Origin of the sequence: Castellaniella sp., from assembly GCF_047971665.1 — a bacterium.
Lineage (GTDB): Bacteria > Pseudomonadota > Gammaproteobacteria > Burkholderiales > Burkholderiaceae_B > Castellaniella.
On the sequence record NZ_JBKEAA010000003.1, the window covers coordinates 15,695 to 40,419 of the forward strand.

A 24,725-nucleotide genomic window follows, 5' to 3' on the forward strand; every position below is an offset into this window, starting at 1 on the left:
AAGCGTGAATTCCCCCTCGGGGGGACGGCGCGCAGCGCCAAGGGGGCAACATGAACGCGCCGGGCCCGTTGGTCGGCCTGATCATGGGCTCGTCCAGTGACTGGGATGTGATGCGTCACGCGGCGGCGGTGTTCGATGAATTCGGCATTCCCCACGAGGCGCGTGTCGTGTCCGCGCATCGCATGCCGCTGGACATGGTCGAATACGGCGCCCAGGCGATGGGGCGCGGTCTGCGCGCCATCGTGGCGGGCGCGGGTGGCGCGGCGCACCTGCCCGGCATGATGGCGGCGCTGACGCCAGTGCCGGTCTTTGGCGTGCCCGTGCCTTCACGCTACCTGCGTGGCGAGGACTCCCTGTTGTCCATCGTGCAGATGCCCCGTGGCGTACCCGTGGGAACCTTCGCCATCGGCGAAGCAGGCGCGGCCAATGCCGCGCTGCACGTCGTCGCCAACCTGGCCATGACCGATCCCGAGCTGTTGCGCAAATTGCAGGACTATCGCGCCCGCCAGACCGACACCGCGCGCGCCATGGTCGTGCCGCCGGAGACGACATGAGCGCGCCGGAGGATGCCGCCTCGACTGCGGCGGCCTGGGGGACGGCCCCGTTGCCTCAGGGCGCCTGGCTGGGCGTTCTGGGGGGCGGGCAACTGGGCCGCATGTTCTGTCAGGCGGCCCAGACACTGGGCTACCGGGTCGCCGTGCTGGATCCTGCCGAGTCCTGTCCGGCGGGCATGGTTGCCGACGAGCACGTTCGCGCCGCTTATGACGATGTGGCCGGGCTCGATCGTCTGGCACAGCGCTGTGCCGCCGTGACCACGGAGTTCGAAAATGTTCCCGCCGACAGCCTGCGCCACTTGGCGCGGACCCGGACCATGGCGCCTTCAGGCGATGCCGTGGCAGTGGCTCAGGACCGGCTGGCGGAAAAATCCTATATCCAGGCTGCCGGCGTGCCGGTGGCTCCCCATGCCGCGATTGGCTCCATGGCGGATGTGGAGGGCTGTCCCGATGCCTTGTTTCCAGGCATCCTCAAGACGGTTCGCCTGGGTTATGACGGCAAGGGCCAGGTCCGTGTGGCCTCGCGCGACGAGGCCCGCCAGGCTTTCGGCACACTGCGTGGCGTGCCGTGTGTCCTGGAGGCCCTGCAACCTCTCGAGGACGAGATTTCGGTGGTGGTGGCGCGTGACTTGCGCGGCCGTGCCGTCAGTTATCCCCCCTCGCGCAATACCCACCGGGACGGCATTCTCGCGTTGTCGATCGTCGATGGCGCTGTCGCCTCCGATATTGCGGATCAGGCGCGAGGCTATGCATTGTCCCTGGCCGATCACCTGGACTATCAGGGTGTCCTGTGCGTGGAGTTCTTCGTGTTGAGCGATGGACGCGTGATGGCCAACGAGATGGCGCCGCGCCCGCACAACAGCGGTCACTACACCCAGGATGGCTGCCTGATCAGTCAGTTCGAACAGCAGGCGCGCATCATGGTCGGGCTGCCCTTGGGCGGCACGGACCTCCTGCGGCCCACCGCCATGCTCAATCTGCTCGGGGATGTGTGGTTCGACGCGCAGGGCCGTCAGCGTGAGCCCGACTGGGCGGGCCTGCTGGCCGTGCCGGGAACCCGGCTGCATCTGTACGCCAAATCCGAGGCGCGCCGCGCCCGAAAAATGGGCCATGTGAACGTTCTCGCGGACGATGCGGCACAATTGCGTGAACGCATTGCCCGGGTGTCCGCCGTCCTGGGCCTGCCTGATGTCTGATCCGAGAGCGGATGCGAGTCCCGTAGAGGCCGGTCCCGATCAGATCCTGGAGGCCGCGCAACGACTGGCGCAGGGGCGACTGGTCGCCTTTCCGACCGAGACTGTCTACGGTCTGGGGGGGGATGCGGAAAATCCAGAAGCCATCGCGCGCATCTATGCGGCCAAGCGGCGACCGGCCGATCATCCTGTCATCGTCCATCTGGCACCGGACACGGACCCGGGCTACTGGGCGAGGTCGATCCCGCCGCAGGCGAGACAATTGATGGCGGCTTTCTGGCCGGGACCGCTGACCTTGATTCTGCCGCGTGCGGCGCACATCCCGGACGCGGTCAGCGGCGGCCAGGACAGCATCGGGCTGCGCTGCCCGTCGCATCCGGTGGCGCAGCGGCTGCTGTACGCCTTCGCGGTGCTCAAGTCGAATGGCTCCGGCGGCGTGGCGGCGCCGTCGGCCAATCTGTTCGGTCAGGTTTCGCCCACGCGAGCGGATCACGTGCGTGGCGCATTCTCTCATCTGGACAGACATGCACTGATGATCCTGGAAGGCGGCGCCTCCGAAGTCGGCATCGAGTCCACGATCCTGGATCTGTCCCGTCTGGATCGGGGGGTGGGCCCCGTCTTGCTGCGGCCCGGACATGTGACGGCGACACAGATTGCCGAGGTGCTGGGTGTGGCGCCCGCTCTGCCCGATGGGGCGGCGCCCCGGGTCTCCGGTTCGCTCAAGGCGCACTACGCGCCCCGCACGCCCGTGGCGGTGGTGGCGGCGGAAACGCTGGCTGGCTGGACCCGAGGCGAAATGGCACCTGTTGTCTCCGGCCGTCGTGTGGTGGCGGTCGTGCTGGGTGCCGAGCCTGGCGCGGCACCGGACGGGGTGGACTGGATCGTCCTCCCGGTCGATCCCGTGATCTATGCGCGCCGGCTGTACGCCCTGTTGCGGGAGCTCGATGATGCCGGCTATGAACGCATCCTGTTGCAGCGTCCCCCGGCCGGACCTGCCTGGCAGGGCGTCAATGACCGGATTTCCCGGGCGGCGGCGGCGTTCGACTGACGATTTCCGCTTCGGATCGCCGTGATTCCCGCCTCGGGCGGCCGCCGCGACCCTGTCGCCTTGGTTCGTTCCTGGCGTTACACTGTCGGCCTGTCGCGCCGGGATGTCCCCGGTCCGATTCTGAACCGGCCCCGAGGGCCGGGCGCCGCTTTCCGGAGCATGATCCCATGAAATTCAAGGAATTCGAACCCGGCCAGGTGATTCATCACGGCCCGGTCACCGTGGACGAGGCCGACATGCTGGCGTTTGCGCGCGCCTACGATCCTCAATGGTTTCATGTCGATGCCGAACGTGCCCGGGACGGTCGCTGGGGAGGGCTGATCGCCAGTGGCTGGATGACGTGCGGATTGGCCATGCGTATGGCCTGCGAGGCGGTCCTGCATGATTCGGAATCCTTTGGCTCACCAGGGCTGGAGCGGCTGCGCTGGATGTTTCCGGTTCGGGCCGGTGACCGGCTGCGCCTGGAGGCCACGATCGATTCCAGCCGGGTGTCATCCACCCGGAGCGACCTGGGTATCGTCCGCTGGACCTGGTGTCTGTTCAATCAGGATGATGCGCAGGTGCTTGAGGTCGAAGTCACCAGCCTGTTCGATCTGGGCGCGGCGTAGGTCGCAGCGGCGGCGGTTCCAGCAACGCGCCCTGGTCAGCGGAACACCACAGTACGCCGTCCGTTCAACAGGATGCGGTGCTCGACGTGCCAGCGTACGGCGCGCGACAGCACTACGGATTCGATATCGCTGCCGATGCCGGCCAGCTCTCCGGGGCCCATGGCGTGGTCCACGCGTTCGATATCCTGCTCGATGATGGGGCCCTCGTCCAGGTCCTCGGTCACGTAGTGTGCCGTGGCTCCGATGAGCTTCACGCCGCGCTCATGCGCCTGGTAGTAGGGGCGCGCGCCCTTGAATCCGGGGAGAAAACTATGATGGATATTGATGGCGCGGCCTTCCAGGGCGCGGCACAGCGCCGGCGACAGGATCTGCATGTAACGCGCCAGCACGACCAGATCGACCTGCTCGCGTTCGACCAAGGCCAGGATCAGGGCTTCCTGTGCGGCGCGGGTGTCGGCCGTGACCGGCAGGTGATGAAAAGGCAGGCCGTGTGATTCGACCAGCGCCTGAAAATCGGTGTGGTTCGATGCCACGCCGACGACTTCGGCAGGCATCTGTCCGCTGCGCACCCTGAACAGCAGGTCGTTCAGGCAATGCCCCTGACGGCTGACCAGCAACAGCATTCTGGATTTGCAGGTGACATCGTGGAACCGGCATTGCATTTCGAAGCGCTCGGCGATGCTGGAGAAATCATCCGTCAGCGCCGCAATCGGTTCAGCGGCGGGCAGCGCGAAATGGACGCGCAGGAAGAATTGTGATGAATCGGTGTCGCCGAATTGCTGCGCGTGAACGATGTTGCCGTGATGCGTCAGCAGCCAGCCGCTGACGGTATGAACAATGCCCATGCGATCGGGGCAGGAAAGGGTCAGGATATAGTCGTGCATGCGTGTGAACAGGCGCTAGTTGCGGGAAAGCGGTTCGCTGCCTGGCGTGAGGTCGAAATCGCCGGCATGGTAGATCAGCGGCGACAGCAGTTGGCGGTGGCAATGCTCCACCTGACCGACGAAGATCACGTGATCGCCCGCCTCATGGTGCTGGGTGTTGTGGCATTCGAACCAGGCAGCGCAGCGGGTGTCTGCCAGCATCAGTGTCCCGTTGGGGGTGCGTTCCAGATCGAGGCCGGCAAAGCGTTCGGCCTGTGGGCCATTGGCGAATCGTCGGGCCAGATCCACCTGGCCGGCCGACAGCACATGGATGACGTAGCGGTCCAGCGACTTGAAGGCACGCAGCGATGCGGCTGCATGCGTCAGCGTCCACAGCACCATGGGCGGGTCCAGCGAGACTGAACTGAAGGAGCTGATCGTCAGGCCCAGCGGGGTGCCGGTGCCGGGGTGTTCTGCCGTAATGACGGTGACACCGGTCGGGAACCTGCCCAGCGCCGAACGGAAGTACAGGGCAGGGAAGTCGGCGGTCGTGGGCCGTGAGCGCATGGCGCCTTCAGGGGGCGATGCGATCGAGTACCCAGTCGCCTTCGGCATCGCGCGCGTAGACCAGCCGATCGTGCAGACGGGAGGGGCGACCTTGCCAGAATTCGAAGTGGGTGGCTTCCAGGCGGTAGCCGCCCCAGTGAGGCGGCCGGGCCGGGTCGTCGCCCAGCGTGCGGCCCAGCTCGGCCACGCGTTCGGCCAGCGCCTCATGGGTGAGCGGGCGGCTCTGGGGCGAGGCCCAGGCGCCGATGCGCGATCCCAGAGGACGGCTGGCATAGTAGGCGTCCGACTCGGCGGGGGCCACTGGGCTGACGGGGCCTTCGATGCGGACTTGACGTTCCAGTTCGGGCCAGAAGAACAGCAACCCGGCCTGGGGGTTGGTGCTCAGTTCCAGGCCCTTGCGGGACTCGTAATTGGTGTAGAACACGAAACCCCGGGCGTCGAACTCCTTGAGCAGGACGATGCGTGCCGAGGGACGGCCCGCGGTGTCCGCTGTGGCCAGGCTCATGGCGGTTGGCTCGCGGACCTCGCTGTGCAGGGCCTGCTGGAACCACTGGTCGAACTGCGTGTACGGGTCGGAGGCCGCAGCGGACTCGAGCAATTCGAATTTTTGATAGGTCTGGCGGATATCTGCGATGGACATGATGATCGGGTTGAGGAAGTGCGTCAGGAGGGGAGGCGCAGTGAACGCGCGATGGCGCTCAGGCGGCGATCGGTGATGCCGGCGGCATCCAGGGCGTCGGCGGTTTGCAGCACGTATTCGGTACAGGGGCCATAGCGCCCGTGTCCCTGGCGGACGATGGCGACGATCTGCTCGATGGGCAGGCCGGTCACGTAGCCTTCGTCGCTGCGATCCATGGTGAAGACCAGGCTGCTGACCGGACCGGATTCGGTATGACAGTTCAACCAGCGGGGGATGTAGGATGCGCTGGGCATTTCCCGCTGCCACAGCGTATCCAGAATGGCCGGTACGCGGGAACCGGCAATCCGGTAGACGGTGCCTTCACACGAACCGCCCAGGTCCAGGCCGAAAACCAGGCCCGGCTGTTCGGGGGTGCCACGATTGATGCGTGACCACAGACACAGCGCGCGATGATAGCCATGAATGCGCGCGCGACGGGCCTCCAGGTGATCGAATTCCGGTCGCCAGATGAGCGACCCATAGCCGAATACCCACAGGTCGGAACGACCATCCCAGTTTTGCAGGGTCTGGTTGATGGACGCCTGATGCCAGGCCGCGTCTCGCAGATGGAAGGCTTCCGGCGGAGGCGGAATCTGGTCGGCGCGTGCGGCGGGCGTGTTCACGAGGGATGGTTGGCCTGAGAGGGAGGGACAGCTTGTATTGTAGAGGACTTGCGCGGACAGGGTAGGGGCGCGTCACAGCGGGGGCGGGGCCGGGCTAAAATCAGCGTTTTCCTGTTCGTTCACCGTCGTGATGCCCGATCTGTCTGCCGAGTCCCTCGATGCCGATATTGCGCGCCGTTTTGGCGGCCTGGATCGCCTGTATGGCGAAGGCGCGGGGCGGGCGCTGGCCGACTTGCGTGTGGTGGTGGCCGGTATTGGCGGCGTGGGCGCCTGGTGCGCCGAGGCGCTGGCCCGCTCGGGCGTGGGCACGCTGACGCTGGTGGACCTGGATCACGTGGCTGAATCCAATATCAACCGGCAAGTCCATGCGCTGGGCAGTACCTTGGGCCAGGCCAAGGTTGCCGCCATGGCGGACCGTATCCGCGATATCAATCCGGGATGCCATGTCGAATGTGTCGATGATTTCATCGGCCAGGACAATGTGGAGGCCATTCTGTCGTGCCCGCCGGGCGTGTTGCTGGACTGCACCGATCAGGTCAAGGCCAAGATCGCCATGATCCTGCAGGCCCGGCGGGCGGATTGGTCCGTGCTGGTGTGCGGCGGGGCCGGCGGCAAGACGGATCCTCTGGCGCTGCGGGCCGGGGATCTCTCGATGGCGACACACGATGCCCTTTTGGGACGGGTGCGCCAGGAATTGCGACAGCGCCATGGCTATCCCAAGGGCGGGGCGGCAGGGGGCAAACCGCGCCGCAGGGTGCCGCGCATGGGGGTGCGTTGTCTGTGGTTCGACCAGCCGGTCGTGTTGCCCCGGGCCTGGACGCAAGCAGGCACGGGTGAGGCTGACGCCGCCGTCACCGGTGAGCAGGGCGCTTCCGCTCCGGCCGCCGCGCCGCAAGGGTTGTCTTGCGCGGGCTACGGTTCAGCCGTGACCATCACCGCCTCCATGGGGATGGTGGCGGCTGATTGGGCGGTGCGCCAGGGGTTGGCGGGGATGCGGTGATTCGGGGTTCCATGCCGTCATTATCCAGGTCGTCGTTTTTTTCGGCGAGCCTTCGTGGCTGCGGTGGACGATAGTGCGGGTGTGACCATTCTGGCATCCAGCCAGCCGCGCAGGGCGTTCGAGATGCGGAGCGCTGGCGCCTGGCGCAGATCGGACAGCTCCAGCCGGGCTTCGCGTACGATCCCTTCATCGAGCAACGCCTGGCGACGTACGCCGGGTAGCAGGCCGTTGTCCAGCGGTGGGGTCAGCCAGGCCCCGTCCTCGTTTCTGATATAGATGGTGCTGCGGCTGCCCTCGCAGAGGCAGCCTTCATCATTGCCGAAGATCAGGTCGAAACAGTCCGGGTGAGCTTGCAGCCAGTGCTGGGCTGCCGCGAACCAGGGGCGGTGGGTGGTTTTGTGGCGCAACCAGGGCGTCGCGGCATTCAGCGTGGCGTCTGGTCCCAGGACATCCACCGCCAGGGCGATGCACACCGGGTCCGGAGTCGGCGGCAAAGGGGCGGATTCCAGAGACAATCCGCCGTCAGCCGCCAGCAGCAGACGCAGGCGATGCGGCCTGCTGCGCGGGAGTGCCTGAATCTGTTCGGTCAGCCAGCCATCCAGAGCCTTTGTATCGAGCGGGTAGCGCAGGACCCGGGCCGAAGCCAGGAACCGTGCTCGATGGCCGGGCCAGAGTGCGATGCGACCCCGCTCCAGTCGCATGGTTTCGATCAGCCCGGGCGCGATGCGTCGGATCTCCGCCGTCCCGGGGGCTGGGCCGGCCGCGCCGGACAGGCTCAGTCCGGATTCAGGATGCGGGCTTTCCACAGGCATTCCTCCCATTCATCGGCGGCCTGGGAATCGTACACGATGCCGCCGCCCACACCGAATTCCGCCTGTCCATCGCGCAATTCGATGGTGCGGATGGCGACGTTGAGCGAAAAATCCCCGTCCGGTGCCAGCCAACCCACACTGCCGCAGTAGATGCCGCGGCGGCGCGCCTCCAGCGTCCGGATTGCCCGCATGGCGGCGATCTTTGGCGCCCCGGTCACCGAACCGCAGGGAAACAGGGCACGCAGCACGTCGGCCAGCGGGATGTCCGGCGCCTTGGCCTCGATGGTGGAGGTCATCGTCCAGACCGAAGGGTAGGCCTCCAGGCTGAACAAGGCTGGGACATGCACGCTGCCGGGCACGGCGATGCGACCCAGGTCGTTGCGCAGCAGATCCACGATCATCAGGTTCTCGGCGCGGTTCTTGGCGCAGCGTTGCAGGGTCTCGGCGGCCTGCCGGTCACGAGCGGGATCGGCATGGCGCGGTGCGGTGCCTTTCATCGGCCGTACCCGCAGCTGGTCTCCTTCGCGGGCCACGAACAGTTCGGGCGACATCGACAGCACCCAGCGGTCGCCGTCGCGGATGCAGGCCGCGTGGGCAATGGGGTGCTGGCCCGACAAGTGGGCGTAGACATGTACCGGGTCCAGCCCGGCTGGCCAGTCCAGGTGCAGCGGCAGGGTGTAGTTGATCTGGTAATAGTCGCCCTGGGCGATACCGGCGCGGATGATGTCGATGGCCTGGGCGTGGTGATCGCGGGAGATGGCGGGCCGAGGGCGCGGATGCCAGGGCGGCATGTGGTGCCGGCCTCGGGAGGCCGGACCGGTTGCGTTTCGCGGTCCGTCGGATCGCCGTTCGGCGCCGGCGTGAATCAGTGCCGTCATGCGGGGAAGGCGATCATGCTGCTCGTGATCGACCGCATCGGCCGTCTCCGGCCCGAACCATTCGCCCAGCTCGTAGTCCAGCAGCAGCGCGATCCAGCGGCCCGCCCGCCGGGCGGTCTCGATGGCATCCCAGGCGGCAGGAAGCTCGGCGCGGCGATGCACCGTGATGCGCGCTACCGGGTCGAGCAGTCGCAGTGACTCGCCCGTCAGCTGATTCTCGAACAGGCAATGCGTGGCGCGGCCTTCGTGCCGCGTGAACCCGTGTTCATGCCTGGAACTGCCCGGCGTGCTCATGCCAGGAATTCTGCCAGGATGCGGCCGGTATGCGTGTCGCCTGCGCGGAGTTGTTCCGGACTGCCTTGGGCCACGACGCGGCCGCCCTGATCACCGCCTTCGGGGCCCAGATCGACGATCCAGTCGGCCTCGGCGATGATGTCCAGATTGTGTTCGATGACCACCACGGTATGACCCGCGTCCGCCAGACGGTGCAGCACACGGATCAGTTTTTCCACATCCGCCGTCGACAGGCCGACAGTGGGCTCGTCCAGCACATACAGCGTGTGAGGGATGCGCGAGGCGCGGCCGGTGCGCAGCACCCCCTCATCCAGATGCGCCTTGGTGAGTTCCGTGACCAGCTTGATGCGTTGGGCCTCACCGCCGGACAGCGTGGGCGAAGGCTGGCCCAGCGTCAGGTAGCCCAGGCCCACGTCCTGCATCAGTTGCAGTGCGCGCGCGATCCGGCGATGTGCGGAAAAATGGCCGATGGCATCATCGACTTCCATGCGCAGGACATCGCCCGCACTGCGTCCGTTCCATTGCACGCCCAGCGTTTCCTGGTTGAAGCGAGCGCCGTGACAGGCGTCGCACGGGACTTTCACATCCGGCAGGAAACTCATCTCGATGGTCCGCATGCCCTGGCCTTCGCATTCGGGGCAGCGGCCATCACCGGTATTGAAGGAAAAGCGCGAGCCCGTCCAGCCGCGCAGTCGTGATTCCCGCGTGCCCGCGTAGAGTTTGCGAATATCGTCCCAGAAGCCGACGTACGTGGCGGGGCAGGAGCGCGGGGTTTTGCCGATGGGCGTCTGGTCGACTTCCAGCACCCGGTCGACGGCTTCCCAGCCCCGGATCGTCCGGCAGCCCAGCCAGGCCCCGGGGTTGAGCCGGTTGCCGACCCGTTGGGCCAGATTGTCCAGCAGCACGTCGCGCGCCAGCGTCGATTTGCCTGAGCCCGACACACCGGTGATGACGTTCAGCCGCCCCAGGGGGATGCGGGCATTCGCCTGGCGCAGGTTGTGTCGTGTGGCATCCACGATCTCCAGGCTGGGCGTGGCCGCATCGACGACGCGCCGGCCGTTCATGGGGTGGACCAGAGGCTCTCTCAGGTAACGCCCGGTGATCGACGCCGGGTTGCGGGTGATTTCCTCGACCGTGCCCTGGGCCACGACCATGCCGCCTCGTATACCAGCGCCCGGTCCGATATCGATCACGTGACCGGCGCGGCGGATGGTGTCCTCGTCGTGCTCGACCACGACCAGGGTGTTGCCGTTGCCTTCCAGCCGGGCCAATGCATCCAGCAGGATGCGGTTGTCGCGCGGGTGCAGGCCGATCGTGGGCTCGTCCAGGACGTAGCAGACCCCCTGCAGATTCGAACCCAGCTGTGCCGCCAGACGGATGCGCTGGGCCTCGCCGCCGGACAGGGTGGGCGCTGCGCGATCCAGGGCCAGGTAACCCAGCCCTACGTCCATCATGAAATCCAGACGGCCGCGAATCTCAGTGAGGATATCGCGGGCGATCTCGGCTTCGCGGCCCTGGGCGGCCAGGCCCAGAAAGAAGCGTTGCGCGTCGCTGACGGGCATCGAGGCCAGTTGTGCGATCGAGCGGTCACGCCAGCGGAAGGCGCGGGCCACACGGTTCAGCCGCTGACCCTGGCATTGAGTGCAGGGCTGCGGCAGGCCGGTGGTCTCGTCCAGCCAGACGGATTCCTCGCCGGTCTGGTCTTCGGTAAAGCCTGTGAGTTGCAGGCCGGTGCCGAAGCAGCCGGGACACCAGCCATGACGCGAATTGTATGAAAACAGCCGCGGGTCGGGCTCCGGGAAACTGGTGCCGCAGTTGGGGCAGGCGCGTTTGATGGAAAAAGTCAGCAGTCGTGGATCCGGTGCCAGGCCAGCGGCGCGGCGGGCCTCGATCGTGGCCGGGCCGGGGGCGGTCAGGCCGGCCAGCACGCGGAAGCTGCCATGACCCAGCGCCAGGGCGCCGCGCACGGCATCGCGCAGACCCGCCTCGTTGCGGGCGTCCACGATCAGGTCGCTGACAGGCAGTTCGATGGTGTGTTCCTGGTAGCGGTCCAGGCGCGGCCAGGGGCTGACCGGAGTGAAGACGCCGTCCACGCGCAGGTGCGTGTGACCATGCGAGGCTGCCCATTTCGCCAGATCGGTGTAATAGCCCTTGCGCGCCACCACCAGCGGGGCCAGCAGGCCGATATGCTGGCCCGCATGGTCGCGCAGCAGTTGCGCCACGATCTGTTCCGGCGTCTGGGGCGCGACGGGGATGTCGCAGTCGGGGCACATCTGGGTGCCCAGGCGCACATACAGCAGGCGCAGGAAATGGTGGATCTCTGTCATGGTGGCCACGGTGGACTTGCGTCCGCCGCGGCTGGTGCGCTGTTCGATGGCCACGGTGGGCGGAATGCCATAGATTGCATCCACGTCCGGTTTGCCTGCCGGCTGCACGATGGCGCGGGCGTAGGCGTTCAGGGATTCCAGGTAGCGCCGCTGGCCCTCATTGAACAGGATATCGAAGGCCAGGGTGGATTTGCCCGATCCTGATACGCCGGTAATGACGGTGAAGGCGTCGCGTGGAATGCTGACATCGATGCCTTTCAGGTTGTGCTCGCGGGCATTCAGGATATGGATGTCGGGACTGGCGGATACGGGTGTCGCATGCGCGGCAGGCTCTCGCAGGATGAGCGCAGAGCCGTTGGCGGCCTCCGCTTGCGGGTGTTTTCCGTTCTGTGCTTCGTAAGGATTTGAGGTATCGGGAGCGGTCCGGTGTTCCGGCGAGATCTGCCGCACATAATCGGCCAGTGCCTGGCCGGTGTGGGAATCCGGGTGGCGCATCAGATCTTCCGGGGTGCCTTCGGCCATGATGCGCCCGCCCTGGTCGCCGCCTTCCGGGCCCAGATCCACGATCCAGTCGGCTGCGCGGATCACATCCAGGTTGTGCTCGATGATCAGCAGGGAGTGGCCCGCCGCCAGCAGTTTGCGAAAGGCCCGCATCAAACGGGCAATATCGTCGAAATGCAGCCCGGTGGTGGGTTCGTCGAACAACAGCAGACTGCCCTTGAGCGCGCCTTGGGGCGCGCGTGAACGCGCGGCCTCGGCCAGGTGGCCGGCCAGTTTCAGGCGCTGGGCTTCACCGCCCGACAGTGTGGGCACCGGCTGGCCCAGGCGTACGTATTCGAGGCCGACATCGGCCAGAGGCGCCAGCCCCCATTGCACGTCGCGCAGCCCCTTGAAGAAGTCCAGCGCCTCGCTCACGGTCATGTCCAGGACCTCGTCGATCGAGGCGCTGCGGCCCAGGTGTTCGATGCGAACCTCCAGGACCTGGGGACGGAATCGGTGACCGTCGCAGTCCGGACAGCGCAGGTACACATCCGACAGGAATTGCATTTCCACATGCTCGAAGCCGGTACCGCCGCAACCAGGGCAGCGGCCATCGCCCGTGTTGAAACTGAAGGTGCCGGCCGTGTAGCCGCGTTCCTGCGACAGAGCGGCGGCGGCGAACAGTTTGCGGATGGCGTCGAAGGCGCCGACATAGCTGGCGGGGTTGGAACGCGCCGTCTTGCCGATGGGCGTCTGGTCCACCATCACGACGTCGGCAATTCTTTCGGCGCCCAGCAAGGCGGCATATTCTCCGGGGGCTTCGGTAGAACGGCCGAGATGTTTCAGCAGCGCAGGGTAGAGCACGTCCTGCACCAGTGTGGATTTGCCTGATCCGGACACGCCGGTCAGGCAGACCAGCCGCCCCAGCGGCAAGGAAAAATCGACGCGCTGCAAGTTGTTGGCGCAAACGCCTTGCAGCAGCAGGCGTGGGGTGCCGTCCTGAACTTGCAGGGGGCGAGGAGGCTCGATGCGCATCCGGCCACTGAAATAGCGGCCCGTCAGCGTATCGGCGATGGTCAGTTCGTCCGGTGAGCCATCGAAGACGATCTGCCCGCCGCGTTCGCCCGGACCCGGACCGATGTCGAGGATGCGGTCGGCAGCGATCATGACCTGGGGGTCGTGCTCGACCACCACCAGGGTGTTGCCATGATCGCGCAGCCGGTGCATGACCTGAACGATCCGGTGGATGTCGCGCGGATGCAGACCAATGGACGGCTCATCGAGCACGAAAAGCGTATTGACCAGAGAGGTGCCCAACGCTGTGGTCAGGTTGATGCGCTGGACCTCGCCGCCCGACAAGGTGCGGCTCTGGCGATCCAGCGACAGGTAGCCCAGACCGACGTCGCAGAGGAAACGCAGCCGTGCGCGGACTTCGTCCAGCAGCTCGGTCAACGCCTCGTCCAGCGAGCGCCCGAGCTCGATCCTGTCAAACCAGTCGCGCACACGCTCGATGGGCAGGCGCATCAGGTCGTGCAGGCCCAGGCCGGGGAGGGCCGCCAGCTGTTCAGGTGTCCAGCCCGCATGCACGGGCAGGAAGCGCGGCGTGCCGGGGATCGGGGCGTGATCCTGCCCCAGGCGCCACAACGTGGCATCGGGCTTGAGCCGTGCCCCCTTGCAGTGCGGACATGGTGTGTAGCTGCGGTATTTCGACAGCAGCACCCGCACATGCATCTTGTAGGCGCGCGACTCCAGCCAGTCGAAAAAGCGTTGGGCGCCATACCATTGATGTTTCCACGCGGCACGGCCGCCTTTCCAGTCGGACGCGCCGCCAATCACCCAGTCGCGCTCCGCAGGCGTCAGGTCGCGCCAGGGCGTGTCCAGCCGGACGCCGGCCTTGGGGGCGTAGCGCTCCATCTCGACCTGGCATTCCTTGTAGCTGGTGGTCTGCCAGGGCTTGATCGCGCCGTCGCGCAGGCTGCGTGTCTCGTCCGGCACGACCAGGCCGTAGTCGATGCCCATGACCCTGCCGAAGCCGCGACAATGTTCGCAAGCGCCCAGCGGGGAGTTGAACGAAAAGGTGCTGGGCAGCGGGGTACTGTAGTCGATGTCGCATTGCGCGCAATGCAGGCCTGCGCTGAAGCGCCAGTCTTGTTCTTTGTCTTGGTCGTCGAACAGCGCATGGACAGTGATCCGGCCATTGCCCTGGCGCAGGGCGGTTTCCAGCGCTTCGTCCACACGCGCCGGCTCGGCATTGGCCAGCCGGAAGCGATCCTGCACGACATGCAGCACGCGCCGGCTGGCGTCGCTTGCCTTGCGCGTCGCGCCTGTCTGCTGATCGGCGGTTCCGGCGGCTGGGTCATCCTGACGGTGAATCCGGGTATAGCCTTGTTGTTCGAGGAATCCGCGCACCTCGTCTTCGGTGAAATTGGCGGGCACCGAGACGGGAAAGGTGATCACCAGCCGCGGATCGCGCGCTGCGCACAGGCCATCCAGTTGACACCGGATGCCGGCAGGATCGTCGCGCGTCACCAGGCGCGCGCACTGGCGGCAGTGCAGGTGGCCGGCGCGGGCGTAGAGCAGTTTCAGGTGATCGTTCAATTCCGTCATGGTGCCCACGGTGCTGCGTGAATTGCGCACCGGGTTGATCTGGTCGATGGCAATGGCCGGGAGGATGCCTTCGATGCGATCGACCTGGGGCTTGTCCATGCGATCCAGAAACTGGCGCGCATAGGGCGAGAAGGTTTCCACGTAACGCCGCTGGCCTTCGGCGTACAGCGTATCGAAAGCCAGTGAGCTCTTGCCGGAGCCGGACACGCCGGTGACCACCAGAAGTTTTCCGGTGTCGACCGTCAAGTCCAGGTTTTTCAGGTTGTTCTGGCGGGCGCCAAAAATGCGGATGGGTGCGTTCATCCCGCCATCATAATCCGGCCGCAAGTGTTGTTGCCGTGCGCGGCCCGCCGTTGTGTCGGCGGGCCGCGCACGGCGGGCAATCGCATGCGGATTCCCGGATTCGGGGAAAACTTTGCTAAAATGGCACGTTTTGCTTTCAAGCCCGCCTTACACCAGGAGATTTACATGGCAGAAATCAAACGCACGCGGCGCAACACCCTGGAGCGCCGTTGCCTTGGCAAGGCTTTCAAGCGTCTTTTCGTGCGCTCGCCCAAGGGTGTCTTCAAGATGCTCGAAAAGGTCAAACGCGCCTGAACGTCTGACGCCATCGGCCGTATTGTTTATATACAATTCGGCATCAGGGAAACCACGGACCTGCTGGTTCGTGGTTTTTTTTTGCAGCTATCATGAGTTCGTAAATTGGAAACAAGAAGGAGCCTTCTTGCATGGCTTGCTGGCGCCATCTGTTCTCCGTCATCACTCCTACCTACAACCGCGCGCGCACGCTGGATCGTGTTTATCATTCACTGCGGGAGCAGTCCTTTCAGGATTTCGAATGGGTAGTCGTGGATGACGGCTCGACGGATGCCACCCGGACCCTGATCCAGGGGTGGCAGCAGGAATCCAGCTTTCCGATCCGTTACGTCTGGCAATCCAATCAACATAAGAAAACAGCCTTCAACAACGGGGTGCGTCATGCCCAGGGCGAATGGCTGGTGGCCATCGACAGCGACGACGAGCTCGACCCCAATGCCCTCTATCACATGGCGGGGGTCTGGGAGCAGATCCCTCATGCCCAGCGTGGACGCACTGTGGCGATCACGGGGCTGTGCGCGCGTCCGGATGGCCGGATCGTGGGCGACATGTATCCCCGGGATGTCATGGACGTGTCCTCGCTGGACATGACCTTTCGCTATCACGTCCGGGGTGAAAAATTCGGCTGCTTGCGCACGGATGTGCTGCGTCAATTCCCTTTTCCCGAGGACATTCCCGGTTTTGTCCCCGAAAGTCTGGTCTGGCGAGCCATTGCCCGGGCCGGCTATCTGACCCGTTTCGTCAATCAGGTGTTCCGCGTGTATCACGACGAGGCGGGCAGTCTGTCCCAAGAAGGACGGTCGGCCGAGAGCGGCCGTCATGCGCTGGGTCTGTGGCTGCTGGCGCATGACACGGTGGAACATTGTCTGGGCTGGTTCCGCTATCAGCCAGCCTCCTTTTTCGGGGCGGCGATCCGCTACACTCGTTTTGGGCTGCACTTGCGCGCGCAGCGTGTGGCTCGTCCCGCCGGGCGGTGCCTGAGCCACTGGGAATCGCGCCTGCTGGTGGCGGCCATGTGGCCGGCCGGGGTCGCGATGTATGTGCGTGACCGTTTTCGTGACGCGACGATGCGGGGCAAGCATCCGATGGCGACCTGACGCCACTCATGGGTGTGGCATCTCTCCCCATGTCGCGGCTTGCATGCCCCCCCCGATTCGCCCGGACACGGGTCAGTCCGCAGGGACTGACCCGTGTCCGGGCTCATCCCGTAGCTCGAAAGGGAGGAGGTCTGTCAGGGTGTCGGTCCAGGCGACTTCTTCGCCCTGGGCATCAACCTTGATGTAGCGGACGCCTTCCAGGTCGGAAAGCTGAATGGCCCAGAGAAACTCGCAATCCAGAGCCTGACCATCGCTCAGGTCCAGTCCTCCGGTATTGCCCAGGAACCGGGCTCCGGGGCCGCCCGCCTGAACGCGCGGCCGGTCGTCGGCCTCGCCCGCCGGGCCCAGCGGCAGGGCGAACAGCGCCCATTCATAACCGTCCTCGGGTTCGGACACGATTTCCGCGATGACGGGTTTGCCGAGATAGGCGCACAGCGCATCGGCTGTGCGGCCCAGCAGGTCGGTTTCAGTGGGGGTGAATGCGAGAGGCAGGGGCATGGCAGGCAAGAGATCGGGGTCGCGGATGGTTGTCATTGTACGGTCCGGCCTACAATCAGCACTTTACGTGGCCGAATTCTTTGGCCCGTCTTTTCACGATTGAGACATGGCACAGTACGTCTATTCCATGAACCGGGTCGGCAAGATCGTGCCGCCCAAGCGTCAAATCCTGCGGGATATCTCGCTGTCTTTCTTTCCTGGCGCCAAGATCGGCGTCCTGGGCCTGAATGGCTCGGGCAAGTCCACGCTGCTGAAAATCATGGCGGGGGTGGACAAGGACATCGAGGGTGAAGCCGTTCCCATGGCCGACCTGCGCATCGGTTATCTGCCGCAGGAGCCTCAGCTGGATCCCGAGCATACGGTCCGTCAGGCGGTCGAGGCCGGGCTGGGCGAAGTGTTCGAGGCCCGCAAGCGGCTGGACGAGGTCTATGCCGCCTATGCCGAGCCTGATGCCGATTTCGATGCGCTGGCCGCCGAACAGGCCGAGCTGGAGGCGGTCATTGCGGCCGCCGCGACCAGTGGCAGCGACGATATCGAGACCCGGATGGAGATTGCCGCCGACGCCCTGCGCCTGCCTCCCTGGGACGCGGGGGTCGGCCGGCTGTCCGGAGGGGAGAAGCGCCGTGTCGCCCTGTGCCGTCTGCTGCTGTCCAAACCCGACATGCTGCTGCTCGACGAGCCGACCAATCACCTGGATGCCGAATCGGTCGAATGGCTGGAGGTGTTCCTGCGCCAGTTCCCCGGCACTGTGGTCGCGGTGACCCACGACCGCTATTTCCTGGATAACGCGGCCGAATGGATCCTCGAACTGGACCGTGGTCACGGCATTCCCTGGAAAGGCAACTACAGCTCTTGGCTGGAACAGAAAGAAGACCGCCTCAAACAGGAAGAGGCAGCCGAATCCGCCCGCCAGCGCACCATCCAGAAAGAACTGGAATGGGTGCGGCAGAATCCCAAGGGCAGGCAGGCCAAGGCCAAGGCGCGTCTGGCGCGTTTCGAGGAACTGTCTTCACATGAATACCAGAAACGCAACGAGACTCAGGAGATCTTCATCCCCGTGGCCGAACGCCTGGGCAACGAGGTCATCGAGTTCCGTCATGTGACCAAATCATTTGGTGATCGCCTGCTGATCGATGATCTCGATTTCCGGGTGCCGGCCGGCGCCATCGTCGGCATCATCGGCCCCAATGGCGCTGGTAAATCGACCTTGTTCCGCATGATCGCGGGTCAGGAAACGCCGGACGCCGGCGAGGTCGTTCTGGGCCAGACGGTCAAACTGGCCTATGTGGATCAGTCGCGTGACGCGCTGCCGGACGACAAGACCGTTTTCGACGCGGTCTCCGACGGCGCCGATCTGCTGACTGTGGGCCGTTTCGAGATGCCGGCGCGCGCCTACCTGGGCCGTTTCAATTTCAAGGGAGGCGACCAGAACAAGCATGTCGGCAAGCTGTCCGGTGGCGAGCGCGGCCGCCTGCACCTGGCCAAGACGCTGATTGCGGGCGGCAATGTCCTGTTGCTGGACGAGCCGTCCAATGATCTGGATGTGGAAACGCTGCGCGCGTTGGAAGATGCGCTGCTCGAGTTCGCCGGCTGCGTGCTGGTGATCAGCCACGACCGTTGGTTCCTGGATCGTATCGCCACGCATATCCTGGCGTTCGAGGGCGATTCCAAAGCCGTGTTCTTCGACGGCAATTATCAGGAATACGAGGCCGACAAGAAGGCGCGTCTGGGCGAGGAGGCCGCCCGGCCACATCGATTGCGCTACAAGGCGCTGAAATAGGAGATCCGCCATGCCCGCAACCGCTCCCGCGCTGAGGGCGCACGACAGCTTGCTGCTGGTGGTGGACATGCAGGAAAAGCTGTTGCCCGCCATTTGCGAAACTGAGGCCTTGCGCGGCCGGGTCGCGCGCCTGGCTCAGGCCGCGCGCCTGATGTCGGTGCCTGTCTGGGCCACCGAGCACTGGCCTGGCAAGATCGGCGCCACCCATCCCGACCTGCGGGCGCATATCGACCGGGTCGTGTCCAAGACCCATTTCGATGCCTGCCGCGAGGCTGGTTTCCTGGCCGGCTGGCCGACAGGCCGGACGCGGGTGTTGTTGACAGGCACTGAAGCGCATATCTGTGTGTTACAGACAGGGTTGGGGCTGGCTCAGGCCGGTTTCCAGCCAGTGCTGGTGGCTGACGGCACGGGTTCGCGTCGCATGTCGGACTGGTCGGCTGCCTGCGAACGCTGGCGCCATCATGGTCTGGAGATCGTTACATCGGAAATGGCGATCTATGAATGGCTCGAAACACCGGCGCATCCCGCGTTTCGGGACGTCCTGGCTCTCGTGAAGTAGGGCGTCGCCTGCCGCGTGAGGCGCTCGCCTCCAGCGGTCCGACTGTTACAAGATTAAAGTATCGATATCATGACTCACAGTTTTTCCTGCGGTGGTTGCTTATAAAGAACGTCAAGATGCCGGCAAGGCATGGATCATGAAGCAACATGCAAGAAGGAGAATCATGATGACGATCAGGACACTCGGAAGAATCGGTGCAGCGCTGATGCTGGCGACCGCCATGGCAGGATGTTCGTCCTGGGACAGCATGAGCCATCGTCAGAAGGCTGCCGTCACGGGGGCTGGCGTAGGCGGTGTGGCGGGAGCGGTCATTTCCGATGGCGGTGTGCTTGGCACAGTGGGCGGCGCGGCCATTGGCGGCGTCATTGGAGATCAAATCGGCAAGAATCGCTGATCGCCGGGACCGGCGCGCTTCGTTCCGGCCGCGCGACGCAAAAAAGGGCTCGTTCATGTCACGGGCCCTTCTTGCGTCTGTATCGTGCAACGAGTGGGTGAATGCGCCATTACACCGGCCAGACCCGCCATGATCCTGTGCGTCGGCCGTCCCTGAAAATTATTTTCAGCTCAAAGGATAGTATGATGATGACGACCGGGAGACGGGCTTCATGATGCTTTCCAGTCAGCTGTTGAAATGGAAGGCGGGGGTTCCAAAATTGTGGCAGTCGATCTTCGAAAGATTCGAGTTTGATTCTTCGGACGAACTGTCTGTTGCGCAGGTCGGTGCATTCAAGCAGCGTGTGCCGGTGCTCTACACCATGCTGATAATAAATACGTTTTTATTATCATTCACGCATTATGAGGATGCCTCCCCTGTTCTGACGATACTGATTCCGTCGATTCTCATCCTCATCATGGTCTGCAGGGGGATCTATTGGTACCGCCTGGACATTGCGACCGTCAACCGCGATCGTGCCCGGATCCTGATCCGCGATACCACCATTCTTTCCGGCGTTTTCGCCGCCGTTCTGCTGTTCTGGGCGCTGGCCATGTACGAGCATGGCATCAATTTCGATCCCCAGGGCCAGATCACGACGCACGGCCAGGTCGTTCTTTATGTCGGCCTGACGTTTATCTGCTGCATCTCGCTGCTCATGCATGCCCGGGCGGCAGCGCTGCTGATTTCCGTGCTCATGATTCCGCCTTTCTGTCTGTTTCTGATATGGAATGGCTCGCTGATCGAAGTGGTGGTGTCGATCAATCTGGCGCTCATCGCTCTGGTGATGCTGTTTGTCATGATGGTGTTTGCCCATGATTTCAGGCAGCTTGTCAATTCCAGAGGTGAGCTGCGCCGAATGCATGAGCATCAGGCGCAACTTGCAGCCACCGACGCATTGACCGGGCTGAACAACCGGCGGCATTTCTACAATGCCTTGGAACACATCGTTCAGGAGCGAAGGCCGTTCGCGGTGGCGATGGTCGACCTGGATCGGTTCAAGCAGATCAATGATGCGCATGGACACTCGATCGGCGATGAGGTGCTTCGCCAGATCGCATTGCGCATGACCAGCGTCAGTCAGGGCGCCATTTCCGTCGCGCGCGTGGGAGGGGACGAGTTTGCGATGCTGTTCACCGGACTGGAGACGGAGGCGCTTTGCCGGGTCGGAGACCGGATCGTGGACATCTGCAAGCGCCCTTTGACCGTTCATAATCTCACCGTGAGTGTGGGCGCTTCTGTCGGGCTCAACGAGGTCGTTCTTGCGGAACTCCACGAGGCGCCGAACATTCATGTCGAGCGTGCCGATTATGCGCTGTTTCATGCGAAGCAGGCGGGCCGGGGGTGCGTCGAGCTTTTCACCCCCGAACATGAGCAGGCGATACGCCGCTCGGGGCTCGTCGAACAAGCGCTGAAGGCGGCCGATCTGGATGCGGAACTCTTCATGCTGTTTCAGCCGATCGCGCTGGCCAAGAGCTTGAAGCTGAACGGCTTCGAGGCGCTTGTGCGATGGAACAGTCCGGTGCTTGGATTGGTCAGTCCCGGTGAGTTCATCCCGATCGCAGAACGATGCGGCATGATCCACGAGGTCACGCGCGTGGTGCTCAAGAAATCACTGGGTCAGATCCATCTGTGGCCCGTGCCGGTCAGGCTGAAAGTCAATCTGTCGATGCATGATCTCAGGTCTCCCGAGCAGATGCATGCCCTCCTTGCGATCCTGGAGCAGGAGCAGGTCGATGGGGCGCGGCTGACCTTCGAGATTACCGAGACCGCCTTCAGCGAAAACATCGAGACGATGCTCGATGGGCTGACATTGCTCCGGACGACGGGCGCGAGTATCGCGATCGACGATTTTGGAACCGGCTATTCAAGCCTGAGTTCCATCCATCACATTCGTCCCGATCTGATCAAGATCGATCGCAGCTTTGTCGAGATGCTGTTTCATGACGATTGCGGGTATGCCCTGATCAAGACCATCATCGAGATGTGCCAGAACCTCGGTGCCCGGTCTCTGGCCGAAGGGATCGAGCTCGAGGGGCAGATTCATGTCCTGACGCAGCTCGGTTGCGACGAGCTGCAGGGGTATTGGTTCTCGAAACCCGTCACGGCGGAGCAGGCCTTGCAGATTGCGCTGTCGGGGACTGTCACGCTGACCTCGTCATCTTGACTTCAAACAGGCTTTTCTCTTAAATTCAAACGACTGTTTGAATTTTGATTCGATCCCTTAAAAATTTCATTCCTCAAAAAGGACGGGCCTGGCGCAGGTTCCTGTCGGGGACCGCCCGGATGCCTTGCGACCACGCTTTTGGAGACTGGAGATGCCTGATTACAAAGCCCCCCTGCGCGACATGCTTTTCGTGCGTGACGAGGTCCTGAACTACCCCGCCCACTACCAGGCGCTGCCCGGCTGCGAGGAAGCGACGCCCGACATGGTCGGCGCTGTCCTGGAGGAGGGGGCCAGATTCTGCGAGCAGGTGCTGGCGCCGCTGAACGCCGTGGGTGACCGCGAGGGCTGCGTCTGGTCGGCCGCAGGCGTCAGCACCCCGGCGGGCTTCAAGGAGGCCTATGCGCAGTACATCGCGGGCGGGTGGCCCGCGCTTGCGCATGACGCGGCCCATGGCGGTCAGGGGCTGCCGGAATCCCTGGGCATGGCCATCAGCGAGCTGATGGGCGAGGCCAATTGGGCCTGGGGCATGTATCCCGGCCTGTCCCATGGCGCCATGAATACCCTGCAGGCGCATGGCACACCGGAACAGCAGACGACCTACCTGGAACCGCTGGTCTCGGGCCGGTGGACGGGCACCATGTGCCTGACCGAACCGCATTGCGGCACCGACCTGGGCCTGTTGCGCACCCGGGCCGAGCCTCAGACCGGGGGCGGCTACAAGATCACCGGCACCAAGATCTTCATTTCCGCAGGTGAACACGACATGGCGGAAAACATCGTTCACATCGTGCTGGCCCGGCTGCCGGACGCGCCCGCCGGAACCAAGGGAATTTCCCTGTTCATCGTGCCCAAGTTCCTCAGCGACGGCCAGGGTGGCTTGGGCGCGCGCAATGGCGTGACCTGCGGCTCGATCGAGCACAAGATGGGCATTCATGGCAATGCCACCTGCGTGATGAATTTCGACGACGCCACGGGGTTCCTGATCGGGCCGGCCAACAAGGGCCTGAACTGCATGTTCACCTTCATGAATACTGCCCGGCTGGGAACCGCGATCCAGGGGCTGGCGCATGCCGAGGTGGCGCTCCAGGGGGCTTCGGCCTATGCCTGCGAACGGTTGCAGATGCGGGCGCTGAGCGGCCCGAAATGCCCGGATCAGCCGGCCGACCCCATCATCGTGCACCCCGACGTGCGCCGCATGCTGTTGACGATCAAGGCCTTTGCCGAAGGCAACCGCGCGTTGCTGTACTACGCCGCGCAGCAGGTGGATATCGTGCAGCGCAGTCAGGATGCGGCGGCGCGCGAGCACGCCGACCAGTTGCTGGGTTTTCTGACGCCGATCGCCAAGGCCTTCATGACGGAAACCGGCTTCGAGGCGGCGAATCTGGGGGTTCAGGTTTTTGGCGGGCATGGCTATGTCTCCGAGCACGGGATGGAGCAGAATGTGCGCGACAGCCGCATCTCGATGCTGTACGAGGGCACGACCGGCGTCCAGGCGCTCGATCTCCTGGGGCGCAAGGTGCTGCTGACCCAGGGCGGGTCGCTGCGCATGTTTACACGGATCGTGCACAAATTCTGCAAGGCCAACAGCGATGATCGTGCGCTGGCTGAACTGGTGAGGCCACTGGCCGAGCTGAACAAGGAGTGGGGTGACCTGACCCTGAAGATCGGGACGAAGGCCATGACCGATCGCGAGGCCGTGGGGGCCGCGTCCGTGGACTACCTGATGTATTCGGGGTATGTGACGCTGGCTTATTTCTGGGCCGATATGGCGCGTGTGGCTGTCGAAAAGCTGGCGGCGGGCGAGGGCGACAAGGCTTTCTACCAGGCCAAGCTGCAGACCGCACAGTTCTATTTTGCCCGCATCTTGCCCAGGACGCGCGCGCATGTGGCGGCCATCGAGGCGGGGCCCGAGGTGCTGATGGCGCTGCCGGCGGAGGACTTTGCGCTGGGGCGTTGAGCCGGACCTGTTCGCGCGGATCGAGGCGACGGGGCCGGGACGGCCGGTGGACGACGCCATTTATGACTGAAACAGGCCCGTTCGCGGGGGCGCGGCGCAGTACACTCTGGGCTGCCCGTTTTCCCTCGTCACCTTTCTCCCATGATCCTGACACTACTGAATATCGTCCTGCCCGTTTTCTTCGTGTCAGTCCTGGGTTTCGTCTTCGGGCGCCGGCAGACGCGCGCGCCGGACATGGGGTTCATCAACTACGCCAATGTGATGGTGTTCTGTCCGGCGCTGGTGTTTTCCGCGCTGCTGGACAATCCGGTCGATCTGGTGCGTGGCTGGCCGCTGATGGCCGCCGGGGTGCTGATCATCCTGGTGCCCGGTCTGCTGCTGGCGCTGGTGCGGTGCCCGGGCGTGTCCCGTCCTGCCTTTCTGGTGCCGGGGATGTTCCGCAACACGGGCAACATCGGCATTCCGCTGATGATGCTGGCCTATGGCAAGGAACTGCTGGGCGACATCGTCGTGCTGTTCGTATTGTCGAGCCTGCTGCATTTTTCGCTGGGGCTGTTCATGCTGTCGCGCGGCGGCAGCCGTTGGCTGTGGCTGCGCAACCCGAATATTTGGGCCGCCCTGCTGGGGGTGCTGCTGGCGCCGCACCGGGAGTGGATTCCGCCGTTCGTGCTGACGACGATGGAGCTGACCGGCCAGATCGCCATTCCGCTGATGCTGTTCGGCCTTGGGGTGCGTCTGTCCCAGGACCGGATCGAGCAACTGGGTCTGGCGCTGCGGATCAACGTCCTGTACCTGCTGGCCGGCTTGCTGACGCTGCCGATTGTGTTGTGGCTGCTGCCGCTGACGCCGGAATGGTCGCGGATGGTGACCCTGTCGGTGATGCTGCCGCCGGCCGTGCTGAATTATCTGCTGTGCGAGCAATACCGGGTGGAACCCAGAACCGTGGCCAGCGTCGTGTTGCTGGGCAACGTGCTTTCGGTCGCGACGATCCCGCTGGTCGTCTGGGCCACGCTGACCTGGATCTGAGCGCAGTGCCGACTGCTCGCCGGACCTGACGCGACACAGGCGTCCACGGCGGCACCGTCTGGCCGGCGGCCGCTCCGG

At 64.5% G+C, this 24,725-nt stretch carries 21 protein-coding genes; 13 read left to right on the top strand and 8 right to left on the bottom strand.

The features are described from left to right. Positions 1 to 50 precede the first annotated feature (50 nt). The 4 genes from purE (at position 51) to ACK5JE_RS00485 (ending at position 3,403) form a co-directional block, all read left to right on the top strand. Positions 51 to 554, top strand: a complete 504-nt coding sequence (gene purE, locus ACK5JE_RS00470; RefSeq protein ID WP_416799755.1) for a 5-(carboxyamino)imidazole ribonucleotide mutase — start codon at positions 51 to 53, stop codon at positions 552 to 554. After that, a complete protein-coding gene (locus ACK5JE_RS00475) occupies positions 551 to 1,750 on the top strand; it encodes a 5-(carboxyamino)imidazole ribonucleotide synthase (RefSeq protein ID WP_416799756.1) in 1,200 nt (399 codons plus the stop codon). Before purE ends, ACK5JE_RS00475 begins: the two co-directional genes overlap by 4 nt. After that, positions 1,743 to 2,795: an L-threonylcarbamoyladenylate synthase gene (locus tag ACK5JE_RS00480; protein WP_416799757.1), complete on the top strand. Its 1,053-nt coding sequence runs from the start codon at positions 1,743 to 1,745 to the stop codon at positions 2,793 to 2,795. The genes ACK5JE_RS00475 and ACK5JE_RS00480 overlap by 8 nt, the downstream gene beginning before the upstream one ends. Positions 2,796 to 2,962: 167 nt before the next feature. Beyond that, complete coding sequence (locus ACK5JE_RS00485) at positions 2,963 to 3,403, top strand: MaoC family dehydratase (protein WP_416799758.1); 441 nt, start codon at positions 2,963 to 2,965, stop codon at positions 3,401 to 3,403. Positions 3,404 to 3,438: 35 nt separating this feature from the next. Here ACK5JE_RS00485 and purU read toward each other — a convergent pair whose 3' ends face one another. Genes purU through ACK5JE_RS00505 form a run of 4 tightly spaced genes read right to left on the bottom strand, consistent with a single transcriptional unit; the run spans position 3,439 to position 6,135 of the window. Continuing rightward, positions 3,439 to 4,287 carry a formyltetrahydrofolate deformylase gene (gene purU / locus ACK5JE_RS00490; protein ID WP_416799759.1) on the bottom strand — a complete coding sequence of 283 codons (849 nt, stop codon included), beginning with the start codon at positions 4,285 to 4,287 and terminating at the stop codon, positions 3,439 to 3,441. A 15-nt stretch (positions 4,288 to 4,302) separates the two neighbouring features. Then, positions 4,303 to 4,833, bottom strand: coding sequence for a flavin reductase family protein (locus ACK5JE_RS00495; protein WP_416799760.1), 531 nt, complete (start codon positions 4,831 to 4,833; stop codon positions 4,303 to 4,305). Positions 4,834 to 4,840: 7 nt separating this feature from the next. Next, positions 4,841 to 5,473, bottom strand: a complete 633-nt coding sequence (pdxH, locus tag ACK5JE_RS00500; protein WP_416799761.1) for a pyridoxamine 5'-phosphate oxidase — start codon at positions 5,471 to 5,473, stop codon at positions 4,841 to 4,843. Between the two features lie 23 nt (positions 5,474 to 5,496). Continuing rightward, on the bottom strand, positions 5,497 to 6,135 hold the full coding sequence (locus tag ACK5JE_RS00505; RefSeq protein ID WP_416799762.1) for a gamma-glutamylcyclotransferase: 639 nt from the start codon (positions 6,133 to 6,135) through the stop codon (positions 5,497 to 5,499). Between the two features lie 130 nt (positions 6,136 to 6,265). Between ACK5JE_RS00505 and ACK5JE_RS00510 the strand changes: the two genes are divergently transcribed. Beyond that, positions 6,266 to 7,135, top strand: a complete 870-nt coding sequence (locus ACK5JE_RS00510; RefSeq protein ID WP_416799763.1) for a ThiF family adenylyltransferase — start codon at positions 6,266 to 6,268, stop codon at positions 7,133 to 7,135. 20 nt (positions 7,136 to 7,155) lie between these two features. Here the strand turns inward: ACK5JE_RS00510 and ACK5JE_RS00515 are convergent, their stop codons facing one another. Genes ACK5JE_RS00515 through uvrA form a run of 3 tightly spaced genes read right to left on the bottom strand, consistent with a single transcriptional unit; the run spans position 7,156 to position 14,836 of the window. Then, positions 7,156 to 7,947 (bottom strand): aminotransferase class IV, encoded by a 792-nt coding sequence (locus tag ACK5JE_RS00515; protein ID WP_416799764.1) that lies wholly within the window; start codon positions 7,945 to 7,947, stop codon positions 7,156 to 7,158. Next, complete coding sequence (locus tag ACK5JE_RS00520) at positions 7,911 to 9,119, bottom strand: aminodeoxychorismate synthase component I (RefSeq protein WP_416799765.1); 1,209 nt, start codon at positions 9,117 to 9,119, stop codon at positions 7,911 to 7,913. The genes ACK5JE_RS00515 and ACK5JE_RS00520 overlap by 37 nt, the downstream gene beginning before the upstream one ends. Continuing rightward, a complete protein-coding gene (uvrA, locus tag ACK5JE_RS00525; RefSeq protein WP_416799766.1) occupies positions 9,116 to 14,836 on the bottom strand; it encodes an excinuclease ABC subunit UvrA in 5,721 nt (1,906 codons plus the stop codon). The genes ACK5JE_RS00520 and uvrA overlap by 4 nt, the downstream gene beginning before the upstream one ends. Before the next feature lie 165 nt (positions 14,837 to 15,001). On the opposite strand from uvrA, the gene ACK5JE_RS00530 reads away from it, so the two are divergent. Together ACK5JE_RS00530 and ACK5JE_RS00535 are read left to right on the top strand one after the other, a co-directional pair. Beyond that, entirely contained in the window at positions 15,002 to 15,130 is a 129-nt protein-coding gene (locus ACK5JE_RS00530) for a hypothetical protein (RefSeq protein ID WP_257791477.1), read from the top strand. Between the two features lie 131 nt (positions 15,131 to 15,261). Further along, positions 15,262 to 16,227 (top strand): glycosyltransferase family 2 protein, encoded by a 966-nt coding sequence (locus tag ACK5JE_RS00535; RefSeq protein ID WP_416799767.1) that lies wholly within the window; start codon positions 15,262 to 15,264, stop codon positions 16,225 to 16,227. Positions 16,228 to 16,299: 72 nt separating this feature from the next. On the opposite strand, the gene ACK5JE_RS00540 is transcribed toward ACK5JE_RS00535, so the two are convergent. Beyond that, entirely contained in the window at positions 16,300 to 16,761 is a 462-nt protein-coding gene (locus tag ACK5JE_RS00540) for a hypothetical protein (RefSeq protein ID WP_416799768.1), read from the bottom strand. A 70-nt stretch (positions 16,762 to 16,831) separates the two neighbouring features. Between ACK5JE_RS00540 and ettA the strand changes: the two genes are divergently transcribed. The 6 genes from ettA (at position 16,832) to ACK5JE_RS00570 (ending at position 24,647) form a co-directional block, all read left to right on the top strand. Beyond that, positions 16,832 to 18,505 (top strand): energy-dependent translational throttle protein EttA, encoded by a 1,674-nt coding sequence (gene ettA, locus ACK5JE_RS00545; protein ID WP_416799769.1) that lies wholly within the window; start codon positions 16,832 to 16,834, stop codon positions 18,503 to 18,505. 10 nt (positions 18,506 to 18,515) lie between these two features. Beyond that, positions 18,516 to 19,064: an isochorismatase family protein gene (locus ACK5JE_RS00550; protein WP_416799770.1), complete on the top strand. Its 549-nt coding sequence runs from the start codon at positions 18,516 to 18,518 to the stop codon at positions 19,062 to 19,064. A 166-nt stretch (positions 19,065 to 19,230) separates the two neighbouring features. Continuing rightward, the gene (locus ACK5JE_RS00555) at positions 19,231 to 19,458 is read left to right on the top strand and encodes a glycine zipper 2TM domain-containing protein (RefSeq protein WP_416799807.1); all 228 of its coding nucleotides are present in this window, start codon (positions 19,231 to 19,233) and stop codon (positions 19,456 to 19,458) included. A gap of 211 nt (positions 19,459 to 19,669) precedes the next feature. Next, entirely contained in the window at positions 19,670 to 21,664 is a 1,995-nt protein-coding gene (locus tag ACK5JE_RS00560; protein WP_416799771.1) for a putative bifunctional diguanylate cyclase/phosphodiesterase, read from the top strand. A 151-nt stretch (positions 21,665 to 21,815) separates the two neighbouring features. Further along, the gene (locus ACK5JE_RS00565) at positions 21,816 to 23,621 is read left to right on the top strand and encodes an acyl-CoA dehydrogenase C-terminal domain-containing protein (protein WP_416799772.1); all 1,806 of its coding nucleotides are present in this window, start codon (positions 21,816 to 21,818) and stop codon (positions 23,619 to 23,621) included. 141 nt (positions 23,622 to 23,762) lie between these two features. Next, positions 23,763 to 24,647, top strand: coding sequence for an AEC family transporter (locus ACK5JE_RS00570; RefSeq protein ID WP_416799773.1), 885 nt, complete (start codon positions 23,763 to 23,765; stop codon positions 24,645 to 24,647). Positions 24,648 to 24,725 lie beyond the last annotated feature (78 nt).